Source organism: Enterobacter sp. A8 (assembly GCF_004296595.1).
GTDB lineage: Bacteria > Pseudomonadota > Gammaproteobacteria > Enterobacterales > Enterobacteriaceae > Enterobacter > Enterobacter cloacae.
In genome coordinates, this window is the sequence record NZ_SCMF01000003.1 from 673,973 (window position 1) to 687,606 (window position 13,634).

General features: G+C 50.7%; 16 protein-coding genes. 11 read left to right on the forward strand and 5 right to left on the reverse strand.

All coding sequences use genetic code 11. The annotated features are described in order from the left end of the window. The first annotated feature begins 260 nt into the window (after window positions 1–260). Complete coding sequence (locus EQV24_RS15185; RefSeq protein ID WP_013098383.1) at window positions 261–1,175, forward strand: LysR family transcriptional regulator; 915 nt, start codon at window positions 261–263, stop codon at window positions 1,173–1,175. Here the strand turns inward: EQV24_RS15185 and EQV24_RS15190 are convergent. Together EQV24_RS15190 and EQV24_RS15195 are read right to left on the reverse strand one after the other, a co-directional pair. Next, window positions 1,159–1,752 carry a Sua5/YciO/YrdC/YwlC family protein gene (locus tag EQV24_RS15190; protein ID WP_130626744.1) on the reverse strand — a complete coding sequence of 198 codons (594 nt, stop codon included), beginning with the start codon at window positions 1,750–1,752 and terminating at the stop codon, window positions 1,159–1,161. The genes EQV24_RS15185 and EQV24_RS15190 overlap by 17 nt on opposite strands. 38 nt (window positions 1,753–1,790) lie before the next feature. Continuing rightward, window positions 1,791–2,570: a Sua5/YciO/YrdC/YwlC family protein gene (locus EQV24_RS15195; protein ID WP_023620864.1), complete on the reverse strand. Its 780-nt coding sequence runs from the start codon at window positions 2,568–2,570 to the stop codon at window positions 1,791–1,793. A 235-nt stretch (window positions 2,571–2,805) separates the two neighbouring features. On the opposite strand from EQV24_RS15195, the gene EQV24_RS15200 reads away from it, so the two are divergent. The 7 genes from EQV24_RS15200 to EQV24_RS15230 all read left to right on the forward strand — a co-directional run bounded on the left by EQV24_RS15200 (window position 2,806) and on the right by EQV24_RS15230 (window position 9,451). Continuing rightward, window positions 2,806–3,282, forward strand: coding sequence for a YbhB/YbcL family Raf kinase inhibitor-like protein (locus tag EQV24_RS15200; RefSeq protein ID WP_130626745.1), 477 nt, complete (start codon window positions 2,806–2,808; stop codon window positions 3,280–3,282). A 10-nt stretch (window positions 3,283–3,292) separates the two neighbouring features. Next, window positions 3,293–4,519, forward strand: a complete 1,227-nt coding sequence (locus tag EQV24_RS15205; protein WP_130626746.1) for an HlyD family secretion protein — start codon at window positions 3,293–3,295, stop codon at window positions 4,517–4,519. 12 nt (window positions 4,520–4,531) lie between these two features. Continuing rightward, a complete protein-coding gene (locus EQV24_RS15210) occupies window positions 4,532–5,137 on the forward strand; it encodes an L-threonylcarbamoyladenylate synthase (protein WP_020690754.1) in 606 nt (201 codons plus the stop codon). Further along, window positions 5,134–6,360 (forward strand): MFS transporter, encoded by a 1,227-nt coding sequence (locus EQV24_RS15215; RefSeq protein WP_130626747.1) that lies wholly within the window; start codon window positions 5,134–5,136, stop codon window positions 6,358–6,360. The genes EQV24_RS15210 and EQV24_RS15215 overlap by 4 nt, the downstream gene beginning before the upstream one ends. 108 nt (window positions 6,361–6,468) lie before the next feature. Further along, a complete protein-coding gene (locus tag EQV24_RS15220) occupies window positions 6,469–7,824 on the forward strand; it encodes an aconitase/3-isopropylmalate dehydratase large subunit family protein (RefSeq protein ID WP_130626748.1) in 1,356 nt (451 codons plus the stop codon). After that, complete coding sequence (locus EQV24_RS15225) at window positions 7,814–8,353, forward strand: 3-isopropylmalate dehydratase small subunit (RefSeq protein WP_013098375.1); 540 nt, start codon at window positions 7,814–7,816, stop codon at window positions 8,351–8,353. Before EQV24_RS15220 ends, EQV24_RS15225 begins: the two co-directional genes overlap by 11 nt. An 87-nt stretch (window positions 8,354–8,440) precedes the next feature. Beyond that, complete coding sequence (locus EQV24_RS15230) at window positions 8,441–9,451, forward strand: TauD/TfdA family dioxygenase (protein WP_013098374.1); 1,011 nt, start codon at window positions 8,441–8,443, stop codon at window positions 9,449–9,451. Between the two features lie 111 nt (window positions 9,452–9,562). Here the strand turns inward: EQV24_RS15230 and EQV24_RS15235 are convergent, their stop codons facing one another. Both EQV24_RS15235 and EQV24_RS15240 read right to left on the reverse strand, forming a co-directional pair. Further along, on the reverse strand, window positions 9,563–9,976 hold the full coding sequence (locus EQV24_RS15235; RefSeq protein ID WP_243649053.1) for a hypothetical protein: 414 nt from the start codon (window positions 9,974–9,976) through the stop codon (window positions 9,563–9,565). Beyond that, on the reverse strand, window positions 9,973–10,542 hold the full coding sequence (locus tag EQV24_RS15240; protein WP_243649054.1) for a hypothetical protein: 570 nt from the start codon (window positions 10,540–10,542) through the stop codon (window positions 9,973–9,975). The genes EQV24_RS15235 and EQV24_RS15240 overlap by 4 nt, the downstream gene beginning before the upstream one ends. A gap of 226 nt (window positions 10,543–10,768) precedes the next feature. Here EQV24_RS15240 and EQV24_RS15245 point away from each other — a divergent pair, with 226 nt between their 5' ends. Together EQV24_RS15245 and EQV24_RS15250 are read left to right on the forward strand one after the other, a co-directional pair. Further along, on the forward strand, window positions 10,769–11,071 hold the full coding sequence (locus EQV24_RS15245) for a hypothetical protein (RefSeq protein WP_130626749.1): 303 nt from the start codon (window positions 10,769–10,771) through the stop codon (window positions 11,069–11,071). Between the two features lie 304 nt (window positions 11,072–11,375). Continuing rightward, window positions 11,376–12,191 (forward strand): DUF4225 domain-containing protein, encoded by an 816-nt coding sequence (locus EQV24_RS15250; RefSeq protein WP_130626750.1) that lies wholly within the window; start codon window positions 11,376–11,378, stop codon window positions 12,189–12,191. 13 nt (window positions 12,192–12,204) lie between these two features. Here EQV24_RS15250 and EQV24_RS15255 read toward each other — a convergent pair whose 3' ends face one another. Continuing rightward, the gene (locus EQV24_RS15255) at window positions 12,205–12,531 is read right to left on the reverse strand and encodes a hypothetical protein (protein ID WP_130626751.1); all 327 of its coding nucleotides are present in this window, start codon (window positions 12,529–12,531) and stop codon (window positions 12,205–12,207) included. A gap of 306 nt (window positions 12,532–12,837) precedes the next feature. On the opposite strand from EQV24_RS15255, the gene EQV24_RS15260 reads away from it, so the two are divergent. Beyond that, window positions 12,838–13,623, forward strand: a complete 786-nt coding sequence (locus EQV24_RS15260) for a nucleotidyltransferase domain-containing protein (RefSeq protein WP_130626752.1) — start codon at window positions 12,838–12,840, stop codon at window positions 13,621–13,623. The last annotated feature ends 11 nt before the right edge of the window (window positions 13,624–13,634 follow it).

The following is a 13,634-nucleotide window of genomic DNA, read 5'->3' on the forward strand; positions in this document are numbered from 1 at the left end:
AATTCGTATTCAGAAGCAATAAATAAAGCATAAAAAACCAGATATTTTTCTTTTAGTGCGTGGATATTCACCCTCTGAGTTAACCCATTTTTCGAAGAAAATATATTCTTGTTACGCGGTGAAAAATAGCCGTGCGGCGCTGCGGAGTTATTATCGAACCGGGGCAGAACGACAATGCTGGAAAATTTTCACTTGACGATAGCAAGGACTTTTGCCACTAATTATCGGGTGATGTTTGCTGACCTGGTGCAGATTGTAGAATGGAAAAAATCGAGAATTTAATTCCGATGGTGGTTTTCGCGCGTGTCGTCGAAACCCTGAGCTTCACCGAGGCCGCACTCTCTTTGGGAATGTCGAAGTCATCAGTTAGCCGGGATATTTCAACGCTGGAAAAACGTATTGGTGCAATGCTGCTTAAGCGCACCACCCGGAAAATAGAGATTACGGAGCTGGGGCTGAGCTACTATCAGCACTGCTTCAAAATATTGAATGAACTGCGCGCCGCAGAACGCTTTATACGGGATTATTATGAGGAACCAGCGGGGACAATAAAAATACTTGCCCCGGTGACGTTCGGAAAAGAGTATGTTGTGCCAGCATTAAATGCGTACTTAGAACGAAATATTATGGCCAATGTCGATCTCGATTTATCGGATAAAGCGGTGGATATCAAAGAGAGCCAGTACGATCTCTCTATCATTGTGGCGCAGGACACGCCAACCCATGAGCACACCAAATTTTTATGCTCCATCCAGTGGGGGCTTTATGCCACCCCTGACTGTATCGCCCGGATGCGTCCTGTCCTGACGCCGGGCGATCTCCCGGCCCACAACTACATACTGTTTCGCGGTGTGGCGCGTACGGTTTCGCTGCCGTTCAGAAAAGAGAAACAGAAGGTCAATATCGACGTTCATAGCCGCTTCAGAAGCAACAACAGCGTGGCGCTGATCAGCATGGCGCTTTCCGGCCTCGGCATTGCTTACTTGCCCAATTACATTGCGCGAGAAAGTCTCGCCACCGGGAAACTGGTCCGGCTTTTACCCGGCTGGCAGATGGATGAATATAAAGTGTGGCTACTGTCCAAAAATAAAAACACGATGACCTCAGGCATTAAACGCTTTAGCGACGAACTTCAGCAGCTGATCGCCGGGGCCGAGGTCAAAGCAGGCTACTGATATCCAGCTCGCCATGACGCAGGATCGAGACTTTGTCATCCAGCAAAGAGATATGCGTGGTGGCGGTACGGCTGGGGTTTTTGCAGTTGGACGGGACAACCAGATCGACACAGTCTCCCATGTCTTCCCGGGCGAGCGTAAAACTGACAAGATCGCCCTCATCCTGCGGATATCCTGCCGGGATCACCACCAGCGGCCTGCCTAAGCGGCTGATGATGGTTCGCATCTGACTGTTTTTCACGCAGACGACCGGGAGAATATCGCCTGCGCCGGGAAGAAAATCGGCGCGCTGTTTCTTTCGCAGGCTGATTTTAAGGGTGCCGGGCCAGCAGGCCCGGCTGAGCATTTCAATTTTGCTTCTTTGCCACGGGCTGACATCCACCCATTCCCATATGTCCGCCAGTTCGCAGAAGCAAAACGTCATCTCTCTGGTACAGGGCGATCTTTTTAACAGCGTCAGTTTTTCCACGGCATCCGGGCTGTAAGAATCGGCTGCCAGGGCAAAGTGGGTATCGGTAGGGATCAGGATGATCCCGCTATTACGCAATACGGTAATGGCCTTGTCTATAAATGACATGATTATCGATATCCCTGTGACGCGGTTAAACCCAAAAATTAATAGTAATCGCCGTGGCGATAGTCCCAGGTATTAAACTGGGCGGACATGAAATTAATAATTTTATTCACGTCGAGACCTTTGCGAATTAATACCGGACAAGGGGTCACTTTTCTGGCACTACCCTGTTCAGGGACCAGTTTCCCTTCGCTGTCCACCATGGACACCATCACGCCTTGTTCATAGCGACTCTCCTGGGTTTCATCAGGCTGAATAGACTTAACGTACTCGTTGGCACAAATAATTAAGTCTGCACGCGATTCGATGCGTTCCCCAATGAATTCCACCATGCCGCGGTTGCCTTTTCCTGACGGATTCGCCGAGCTGGCAAAAGAGAATTTCTGATGATTTTCCCACAGCTCTTTAGCAATCATTTCGCCGGGTTTGCCAAATTTAATCACGAAGCAGCTGGTTTTTCTGCCGTCCATCATCAGCTCTTTGAGGCCGTTATCGGGTAATCTGGCGATGGCATCTTCTCGCCACGGTAAAATACAGCCCAGTAATACGTCTGCATCCCAGTGGGCCTGATAAAATGCCTCGATTTCCGGGTTCATCTCCGCCAGCGATTTCAGCTGTTCCATACTGCCGCACAATACCACGCCGGGTTTATTACGGTTTCGCTGTTTGGCTTCGAATTTTCTCTCCAGCCCCTCTTTATCTGAGGTCATAATGATATAACCCACTTTCGTAGGGCAAACAATCATTCCGCCTTCAGCCGATAATACGTTAATCGCTTCCGGCTGAACCTGACCATTCCACGCGACTTTCTTATTCATCATTCAATTCTCCCTGCACCGCACTGGTGTCATAAATTTAGGGAAAGGATGTCGTGTAATAAGAGGCTTCGCAATCAGCAGAGAAATTTTCACCGCATTGTTTCAGTGTTGGAACAATATCGCGTTATTCCTGGGCAATATGCCGGGTTGGTTAATTCTGTTACCGGTTTTGCTTTCAATCGGTTACCAATAGAACAACCCACCGGTAAATACCGATTTTCAAACAGAGGTTAACGCTATGAAAATATCTATTGCAGGTTTAAGTGACTACGCTTTTCTCTCCAAAGCGAACGAATATCATAATTTTGGGGGGAATGGCGATAATGTCTCGCCCGCCTTGTCCTGGGAAAATGTCCCGCAGGGAACCAAAAGTTTTGCCGTAACCGCGTACGATCCTGATGCGCCAACGGGCAGCGGTTTCTGGCACTGGGTGGCGTATAACATTCCTGCCAGCCTGACCGGGCTTGCGGCAGGCGCGGGAAATCCGGCGAACACACCCGACATCAAACACGCCAGCTCCGATTTTGGTGCGCCTGGCTACGGCGGTTGCTGCCCGCCAGAGGGGGATATTCCGCACCGCTATATCTTCACCCTGCACGCCCTGAGCTGCGATGACCTGGGCGTGACGCCGGATCTGCCAAACGCGGTGATACGTTTCCTCATCAACATGCATACCCTTGAGAAAGCCAGCGTCGTCACGCTGTATAAGCGTTAATGAGGCGTGCGTGATTAACCGAATCAGAGCGGTTTTCGCCCGGTATAGCCTGCTCAAATGGGGCGTGGCGGGTGGCGTGCTGGTGGCCATTGTTCTGCTGTTTTTTGCGGGAATGGGGGTTTCCAGCAAGGAGGCCTTTATCAATGGCCGAATATCCACGGTGCTCTCCCCGCTGCCGGGACAGCTGGTGCTGGCGAAGAACATCGCGCCGGGACAGGCGGTCCGGGCCCGGCAATCGCTGGGAAATGTGGTCACCACGCAGGCGAACGACCAGATCCCCGGCCTGGTGGCCCAGCGCAGCGCGCTGGAGATCCAGCTTGCTGAACTCGACAAGCAAATTTCGGGGATCGATCAACGACTGCAGGTTTATCAGCAGCAGCGGCAGCAGTACCTCGCCGAGAGCAGGATGCAGCAGCAGTTAGGTGAGAAACAATCGGCTGCCACGTTTGTGCAACTGAAGGAGGAGCTGAGCGCGATTACGGCGCAAACCGCCTTCTCCCGACAGCAGCTTCAGCGCTATGAAAATCTCTACCAGCAGCGTTTCATCAGCCGCATGGAGTATGAAGAGCGTAAGAACAACACGCGGGTGTTGCAGGCCAGCCAGGAGGCGAAAGCGGCCGAGCTCCGTCAGCGTTTACTGGACGTGAATGCCGCCAAATCCGGTCTTCAGCTGACAGGGCCAAGAACGCTGGATGCGCCACAGCAGAATCAGCGCGATATGTCGCTCACAATCGAGAATATGCAGCAGGAGAAGCTACAGCTGATTGCCCGCAAACAGGCGACGACGCAAAGCATTCAGGAAGTCGCTGCGCTCCTTCACTCCCGTCAGCAGGCGGCGCTCAACAGCAGCACGGACGGCGTGATCTGGGACGTGACGGAGGAGAGTGGTGCGAGCGTTCAGAACGGCACCCCGATTGTGCGCATTCTGGATTGCCGTACTCGCTGGGTTGAGGCGTTTTTTGATGAGGCTGACGCCGGCAGTCTGCGCCCGGGGATGGCGGTAACGGTGCGTCTGACCACCGCATCCACCACGCGCTGGAAAGGAACGATAAGAACCCTCCGCGCAGGGAGTGGACGCGTGGCGGTCGGGGAGAGGGACGTACAGCCCCCGCCTGAAATCGCGCGCCGGCAGTTGCCCGTGAAAGTGCTGACTGCACATATCGATATCGACTGGAAAGACGTGCCGGATCCCGCCAGTTTCTGCCTCGCGGGCCGTAGCGTAACCGTCAACATTTAAACAGGAAAAGAGATGCAGCATATACACAATACGGTCGCCGCCCTGAAGCGCGGCGAGGTGGTTCTGGTCCCCACGGACACGAATTACGCCCTGGCGGCAGACCCGTGGAACATTGACGCCTGCCAGAAAATTTACGATCTCAAAAAACGCGAACGACAGAAACCGCTGACGCTTTTCGTCGCGGAACCGGCGCAGGCATGGGATTACATCGCCGTCGATAAGGTCCAGCACCGCGCTGCGCTCGACAAACTGATTGGTGCCATGCCCGGCGCGCTGAATGTGGTGGTTCCGGCATCGGACAATGTGCCGCAGAACCCCTATCTGAAGCCGGACTCCATCTCTCTGGTGTGCAATCATCAGAGCGTGTTGCGAGAGGTGATTGCGCTGTTTGGCCGCCCGCTGGGGATGAGTTCTGCCAATCTTTCCGGCGTGGAGTCTGACTGCCTGATCGACATTGATGCCGCCCGCCAGACGTTTGGCGACCGTGTGGGCTATATTCTGCCCGCAGCCCAGCGTCCGGTGACAACGGTCTCCAGCACCATCGTCTCGTTACTGGAGAAGGAGATTAAAATCCTTCGTGCGGGAGATATGGATATTATGGCGATGCTGGCGTCATGACGACGCGCCGGTTACATCCCGGGTCTGGCAACCATGGCCTGTTCCTGGCCTACCGTATTATTTCCCGTTGCTATTTCCATCTTCCCGTCTTGCTGCTCTATTTCTGGATAATAGACATGGGGATGTACCGGATTATTTTCCTGCTGGCGCTGTATGGATTGACCAGCACCTTCAGCAGCGGCATACCCGGCTGGCTGCTGCGCTTCTTGTCACCCAGACAGACGGTGATTGCAGGCGAACTGATGAAGGCGCTGGGAATGGCGCTGATGCTCTGGAGCACCCGGCAAAGTGAGGTCAGCCTCCCTCTGCTGGTGGTGTCGCAGCTGCTTGGCGGCGCGGGATTTACCATTGCGCTGACCACGGATGCGGCCCTGCTGCGCCAGCTCACCGCAGGCGACCAGCACCGGTTTATGCAGATCCAGACCACGTCGCAAAGCGGGATGTTTATTGCCACCCTGATCGCCGGGTCGCTGGGGAGTATTCTGTTTGACTATAACCCCCAGTGGCCGTTTATCGCCGCCATTGTGGTGAGCGTTATCTCCGCCGGATGCGTGGCGTTGATTCGCGTGCAGGAGGCAGAGCCCGAACCTGCCCGGCCTGTTGAGCGGGTCTCTTTTTCGCCCAGAGGGGACCAGCTCTTCTGGATGCTGTTCTATTCCATTTCACGCGCTTTTACGCTGGCGCCGTTCATCGGCTTCATCCCGTTCTACTTTATTATGGTGAATGTCGACCCGCTGCTTTTCGGTGCCGTGCTGAGCTGCTTTACGCTCTCGTCCTGGGGGGCGATCAAAATAGCCGGGCCGTTTATCGCACGGTTTGGGGTAACGGCGTTACTGGCGACGACAAGCCTTTTTATGACGGCGGCGCTGGGGCTTTTTGCCAGCAATGAATGGCTTGCAGCGAGAGGCATGGACTATTTTGTCTCCGGGCTGCTGGCGTTGGTGCTGCTGGGGTTTGGCTCCGGGACTATCCGGCCCGTCACGCTTGCTAATCTCGATCTCTCTGCCAATACCCCGGATGAACGTATGCGCGTATTCGGGCGCATGGAGCGTGATTTCGGGCTGGCCAATGCTTTTTTACTGGCCGTTGGGGCGTGGCTGCTGGTGAGCCGGGACTTTTCCACGCTGATGCTGATCTTCTGCCTGATCTATATTCTGGTGGTATGCATATCTGCACTGCTTTACTTAAAGAATTTGCGCAGCGGGGAGCACAGTTCCACCTGAGGAACAATTCATACGCAAAATGAAACTAATCTGACGAATAACGGATTCCCGTTGAAAGCCCCTCCTCTGTACGGTGTAATTTCCCCATCAGATAAAGAGGAGAGAAAAATGAATATTCACGAAACTGATGACTATGCGTCGGTAAATATAAAGCCGGGGATGACGTTAACCGAAAAAATAATCGCCAGAGCCAGCAAGAGATCGCATGTTTCACCGGGTGAAGTTCTTTTCGTGAATGTTGATGTATTAATGTCCCACGATCCCTGCACGCCTGGCGTCGCCAGCGTATTTAAAAAAGAATTTGGTGAAGAGGCAAAAGTCTGGAATCCGGATCGCTTTATTATGATCCCTGACCACTTTGTTTATTCCGCCGACCCACAGGCGAATCAAAATATTCGGGTAATGCGGGAATTCGCAAAAGCGCAAAATATTACCCATTTTTATGATGTGGGCACCCCGGACTATAAAGGCGTGTGTCATATAGGCCTGGCGGAAGGGGGACACACCCGCCCGGGAGAGGTGTTGTTGGGGACCGATTCTCACACTGTGACCGCCGGGGCCTTTGGCACCTTCGCCATTGGCGTGGGGATCACCGACGGGGCGTATGCGCTGGGTACGGGGGAGATCCCGTTGATGGTTCCCGCCACCATAAAAGTGAATTACTACGGTAAAAAAGCGAAAAGCGTTCAGGCGAAAGATTTAATTCTGGTGTTAATGAAAGAGCTGGGCGTGGAAGGGGCGACCTATAATGCCATCGAATTTACCGGCAACGTCATCGATGAATTATCGGTCGAAGAGCGAATGACGATGTGCAATATGGTTGTGGAGTGCGGGGCTAAAAACGGCATTATGGTGCCAAACCAGGCCACGCTGGATTACCTGGCGACCAGAACCACCGTCCCGTATTCCGTGGTGGTGCCTGATGAAAACGCGCATTACGTCCGCACGATTAATATTGACGTCTCGGCATTAACCAGCGTGATTGCGCGGCCACACTCCCCGGATAATGTGGTGGCAGTGACAAACCTGGAAAATATTGCCATTTCGCAAGCCTATATTGGCTCCTGCACGGGCGGTAAAACGGATGATTTTATCGCTGCCGCGGAAATACTGTGGCAGCGCAAGGTGGCCATCCCAACCTACGCCGTTCCCGCGACCAAAGAGGTTTTTCATAATCTGATCACCACCCAGGTGAAGGGCCGATCCGTGTATGAAATCCTGACCCGGGCTGGCGTTCAATTATCTTCTGAACCCGGCTGCGCGGCTTGCTGTGGCGGGCCAGCGGACACCTTTGGGAGAGTCAGGGATCCGATAAGCGTGATCTCCACCACCAACCGTAACTTTGTGGGGCGGATGGGAAATAAAGGCGCGATGATTTATCTGGCCTCTCCTTATGCAGTGGCTGCTGCGGCAGTGACCGGTTTTATTACTAATCCAGAACGGTACTTAACTAATGACTATTAATAACGTAATGCGCGGTACAGTTTATGTGTTAGGCGACAATATCGATACCGACCAGATATTAACGGCTGAATATTTGAAAATTAACCCGGCCTCTGCCGAGGGGCGTGAAGAGCTGGCAACGCTCGCCATGTGCGGACTGCCGGAAGGGGCGCTGCCGTTTATTAACCCGCAGACGCAGCGAGCCGGTTATGACTTTATTGTGGCCGGGAAAAATTTCGGCTGTGGCTCATCGCGCGAGCATGCGGTGGTGGCTCTGGGGGCATCCGGCGTGAAGGCCGTCGTCGCCCAGTCGTTCGCCCGCATATTTTTCCGTAACTGTGTATCCACGGGGCAAATCATGCCCGTCACGCTGAATGAAGGCTGTGATATCCGTGCGCTGAAAACGGGGGATACTATTGAAATCGATTTAGACGCTCATCAGATTGGTACTGCTGATGGGATTCTGAAAACCGCTCCGGTAGGGGAACTTGCGAACATTGTCGCCGCCGGTGGCTTGTTCGCTTACGCAAGGCAAACAGGAAAGATTTAATCCAATACAACCATAAGACTCAAAACAAGACGCCTTACTTTCTCAGGGTGCAGCGTCTGTTTTGAGCGTACATAAGGCAATCAAACTATGATCACCCAGCTAGAGTTTAACGATCTTCAAAAAGATGAGCTATCAAAACTTATCAGCCGTGTCACCATCAGCCCTTATACAGACTACAAACTCTTCAAGCAGTCCATCACCGAACTCATCGAAAATGGTCTGGTGCCCACTTTTTTTGTTCAGGCCTGCGAGCGCGTCAGGCAAGAGCGCAAGGATCAAGGCATTAACGCGCATTTATTAAAAAACGTACCACTCGACACCATCATCCCTGAATTTGATCAGTCCAATCCCGTTAACGATAAGTACGCCAAAAAGCTCACCTTTGTAGGAGAGGCTCTGCTGGAGCTGTTCGCTCAGCTCACCGACTCCCCGTTACTGGCCTACCGTACGCGCAACAACGGTGATTTTTTCCATGATGTTTATGCCGACAAAAAATACAGCAACACTCAAACGCAAAAAACGGACGGCGAACTTTATTACCACAACGATCGCACCGCTCACCCGGTACGCGCTGATTTTCTCAGCTTATTAGGCATGCGTTGCAGCGAAGAAAACCTGATTTTTACCGGCTACCTGGACGGTAAAGCGATTCTGGATAATTTGAAAGCTGAATCCCAGGAGTGGTTACGCAAGCCACTTTTTATTACCCCTTTTGATGAATACTCTCGCGACTCGAACGCCAGCCAGATTGATTCTGAGCTGCATCCGATCCTGGAGAATATTCATACTTTCCGTTACTACGACACACGCACAACGTATTCTCCGGATGCGCCAGCAGAGGCGATCAAAGCATTAATTGACCTTAAGGTGGCCATCACCAAAGCGGCAAAAGGCCGCGTTGCAATTAACAAAGGCGACCTGTTCTCCTTCGCCAATCAGGACTCTTTACACAACCGGGAAATCATCCAGGTGAGAGATCCCTACTCAGCGGAAAAACGCTGGCTGCTGAAAACCTACAGCTTCCGTAATCCCGAAGTGATGAATATGTATCACAACTACTTCGATGCCGATCTGCCGGGGTTTGTGGTCGCCGAGTAAGAGTGACCTTGCTGGTATAAAAAAGCCCGCATGCCTGAGGTGTGCGGGCTTTTGTTTTTGCGGGAAGGCCTGTGCTATTAACGTTCTTTGGTTATCATCTCGCTTTATAACTTATGACAAGCCGTTATCAAGCTCAGCGGATAGCCTGTTAAGTTCCTTGCTGATGTGTTTGCGCCGTTGTTTTAACAGTACCCGGGCCGGAATGATGCGCTCGATAATTGTCGGCTTTCTGTTCAAATACGCTGTCACAAGCCGTTTGATGTCTTCCTCTGACCAACCGTCCATCACCGGCGTCGGGTTGTAAAGCAGATTAGCCTGTAGAGCAGGGGCGACTTCCTCATCCACAATTCTGAAGATCTCTTCCCGGTTTAATCCGGATTTTTTCAGCACCTCTGCCATCCATTGATAGTCATACTCCTGGAGTTCGCGCCCGGTAAAAAGTTCTGATAAGGCGTGCCAGACGGGGACGCGGGCGAGCAGTTCTGCGTCAGTTAAGGTGAGTATTCTGTTAAATAGTGGCTTCAACTTATGTTTTCCGGCGTGGGAGTGGCAGAAATCGCTATGTATTTTTTCAGGTCTGACTCCCGTTTAACACCTTTCGGATCGGAAATAAAAGGGAGGCGCAAGCGAGGTGAATCTGATACTTCCACTGTCCAGATATAATCCCCAATAAACCTGAAATTCACGCTATCGTCAGTGATCTGGAGGTCAGCAAAACTTCCTGTCGAGTATTCATTACCTAAACGAACAATTTCTTTAAGCCCGTCATGCACGTCGATAAGGGCAATGGTCAACGATTCCTCGAAAATGACGTCGTCTGTCAGAAACAGGATATAACGCTGGTCATTAACCTGAACCGCGGCTTCCAGTATGTGCCCGGGAACGAGAATACCCGTGCTTTCGCCATTGAGCATGACGTCACACTGAGCCTGGGTTAACTCGTTCGCTTCGCGGGTTAATATCAGAGAGAGTGATTGAACCTGCTGCATCATTAATTTCGGGTATGTTTCCATGTCTGGACTGGAAGCGTTCTGTGACTGTGGATTTGCTAAGAAGAAAACATAAGCTTTTGATGGTTTACTGGCAAACAAATTTGCCTGGCTGTAGAGCCTCCTGAATTAATTACCGGGCAGCAGGTCAGGGGGTTGTGGGGCTAGCCACCTGTTGACGCGGGGTATCTGTTGCTTTAACTGGGTGAACTGCCCGGGTAATTCAGGAATAAACAGGCAGGAGGACACCATAAACTACCGGCAAGTTGGCCGTTTTTTTTACTCAGGTCACGGTATACTGGCTTTGATTATAAAGAGGGGGATTAGCGTGACGATAACTGAAGATGTATTGCTTAGATCGGGCTTCACAAAACAGGAGTTGCAACAGCTTAAATGCCATGCAGCTACTCAACATATAACATTGGAACTTTTGCTCCCTGCGCTTTCAAATCGTTTCAAAGGAATTCTCATTCTTTCAGTTATGCTTATCGTTATGTTCATCCAGGCGGTGTGCTTCGCTTCCCCGGAAAATATCATCTCATTAGGCGTTGCTGTAGTGTTTATTATTGGTATCTTTTGTTGGATGACTCCACTGAAATTAGCTTATAAAGCCTGGCGTTTAAAGACGTAGCATTAATCTTTTATCTTCCTTTTTTCATGGGGCAATTTATAGGTGCAACTAATTTCTCAGGGTTTATGCATTCCGCGCTCTTATCACTGAATGTGATAGTTACATCCATTGGCCTGATTGGCTATATAGGCACTTCAATGCAGTTAGCTGTTGGCGTATTACCCGCCTCTGTATGATGAGACTGAACTAAAATTTAGACTAAACAAATACGCTCAGATTACGGTAAAAGTTCACAATGTAATAAAAATATGGTTAAGTGAATAGCAGCGTTACGTCAGGCTGAAACCAAAATGGATAAGAAAAAATGGATATATATCTGAACCCGAACCGGTCTATTAATTACTATGCTGCCATGGCGCAGATAGAAGCAAACTCTCTGTGGAACATAGCAACGCAGGTTGCCAGCGCACATTTTAAAGATGGGATGACCCGTATCCGGTTTCTTGATGAAATCAAGGCATTTATTAATGTTCAGCGTAACGGTATCCGCCAGGCCAGGAATGATGATGTATGCAAAGAGTGTATCGCGAATTTAAAAGCCGAACGCGACAACCTTAAAGTTCAGGACAGAATGTTACGCACGGGGGAGGCTTATCTTGCCGCTGCCGTAAATCTTTATGAAGATAATGGGAAAATCGTCGGGTACGTGATTAGCGGCGTTGGAATTGTTCTGGGCGGCATTCAGATTGTGGGCGGTGCAATGATGGCGGTTGGTTCAGCCAGCACCGGGAATATCCTCGGTGTAATTGCAGGAGCAACGCTGATCTTTCATGGAACCAGTAATCTAATGGAAAATATTGATAAGCTAACGGGAGTACCAAATCCAGGGAATATTGCTCAGGATGCGTATATGGGCGCTGCAGAGTTTCTCGGGTTTGAGCGTAAGACAGGCATGTTAGCCTGGCAAGGGATGAACATGGTGACATCAATGTATGGAATATTTCGCCCCATGCTCAAGCCTGAAAGTTGGCGGCTGTACGACTGGTTATCGACGGACTTTTACCGCAAAGTTTCAACAATGACACGGCCAGCGCTGGCTATTGAAGTTGGAAAATCAGCCCATAAAATTTATACGATGGGAAAAACGTATAATACCGATGAACAAGAGTTTGTTCGTTAGGCAGAAAGGAGGATTACCCCTCCTTGCGTAAAAATTTCACCGCCTTCCATGAGACAGACAGCGGTGCCATTCCCAATATAAAAAGGGATAAAACGATAATTATTGCGAAATAAATCCAACCATTACCATAATCATTAGTTATAGTTGCATAGGTAGCAAAAAACAGTAAACCAATGACAATGATCCAGGACGTGTAGAAGCGTCGTTTTAGCTCAACTAAAAGTGAATGCAGAGTCCGATCTTTACGTTTCGGATCTTCAAGTACGGCACGCAAAGCCGTAATGTTTTTATCAGTAAACCCGTATGAACGAAGTTTCGCTTCCTGTTGCGCGTCTATCACCCTTCACTCCTGAACGTTGAATGCTCCTGCTTAAATTATATTAAACAATAACAGTTATGTCTGAGCAAAAACAGATTCAACACTCGCTGGAGTGATGAATCACGATATCGTGCCTGCAGTCAGACAAAGCTCATTGCGTGCCCGGCAGTCAGAACATAACTATGCCCTTCATATCTAAGAGATTGCTTTATGGCTAAGCGAGTAAACTCCTCAGGGACAAAACTGTTCCTGCAAAAAATATCTGGCCCTAATATAAAGAGCTCGATACTCTGTAATGCTTTGTCTTTTTTGTGAACAGGAAAAAGTATGCTAAGTACATTACCCGATTTACACAGAAGTTTTGCAGAGCAACTCAAGCTTAAATTTCAGGCTGATTCGCGAATTCACTCTCTTCTCGCTGGCGGCTCGCTTATTCATGGCGGGTTCGATATTTACTCCGATCTCGATTTTGTCGTTGTGGTAGACCCTCTCTGCTATGACGAGATCATGGCGCAGCGTATTGAGTTCGCCGGAACACTGGGGCATCTGCTGCATGCCTTCACCGGCGAACATGTCGGAGAGCCTCGTCTGCTTATATGCCTTTATGGTCCTGAACTCCTCCATGTCGATCTGAAATTTGTCACACTGGAGATGCTCACTCAACGCGTTGAGGAGCCTGCAGTGTTATTTACCCGCGATCACCTGGCTCTGGAACAACAACTGGCAAAATATAGTGCTCAATGGCCTGACATGACGTCGGAGTGGTTTGAGTCCCGAGCATGGATCTGGCTTCATTATGCGGCGGTGAAACTGGGAAGGGGCGAACTCTTTGAAGCGATTGGCATGCTGTCATTCTTTCGCGAGCAAGTGCTGGGACCTATGCTGTGCCGTCGGGCAAATCTACCGCAACGTGGGGTTCGCCGCATTGAATTCCATGGCATTGATCCTGATGGCCTGCTTGCATCCACGCTGGCAACGCACGATCGTGACTCCGTCAGCATTGCCATCAGAAAGGCTATTGACGCTTATATCACTCTGCGGGCTGATGCGCTGCCGAAAAATATCGCAGACGATGCGGCACGATGGGCGGTTCTTGCCATGCTGAAAGCCTGAACCCGGCCTTG

Bases quoted from the DNA above. Each gene is read 5' to 3' on its own strand.
- EQV24_RS15185 (WP_013098383.1), top strand. From the start codon at position 261: ATGGAAAAAATCGAGAATTTAATTCCGATGGTGGTTTTCGCGCGTGTC.
- EQV24_RS15190 (WP_130626744.1), bottom strand. From the start codon at position 1,752: ATGTCATTTATAGACAAGGCCATTACCGTATTGCGTAATAGCGGGATC.
- EQV24_RS15195 (WP_023620864.1), bottom strand. From the start codon at position 2,570: ATGATGAATAAGAAAGTCGCGTGGAATGGTCAGGTTCAGCCGGAAGCG.
- EQV24_RS15200 (WP_130626745.1), top strand. From the start codon at position 2,806: ATGAAAATATCTATTGCAGGTTTAAGTGACTACGCTTTTCTCTCCAAA.
- EQV24_RS15210 (WP_020690754.1), top strand. From the start codon at position 4,532: ATGCAGCATATACACAATACGGTCGCCGCCCTGAAGCGCGGCGAGGTG.
- EQV24_RS15215 (WP_130626747.1), top strand. From the start codon at position 5,134: ATGACGACGCGCCGGTTACATCCCGGGTCTGGCAACCATGGCCTGTTC.
- EQV24_RS15220 (WP_130626748.1), top strand. From the start codon at position 6,469: ATGAATATTCACGAAACTGATGACTATGCGTCGGTAAATATAAAGCCG.
- EQV24_RS15225 (WP_013098375.1), top strand. From the start codon at position 7,814: ATGACTATTAATAACGTAATGCGCGGTACAGTTTATGTGTTAGGCGAC.
- EQV24_RS15230 (WP_013098374.1), top strand. From the start codon at position 8,441: ATGATCACCCAGCTAGAGTTTAACGATCTTCAAAAAGATGAGCTATCA.
- EQV24_RS15250 (WP_130626750.1), top strand. From the start codon at position 11,376: ATGGATATATATCTGAACCCGAACCGGTCTATTAATTACTATGCTGCC.
- EQV24_RS15260 (WP_130626752.1), top strand. From the start codon at position 12,838: ATGCTAAGTACATTACCCGATTTACACAGAAGTTTTGCAGAGCAACTC.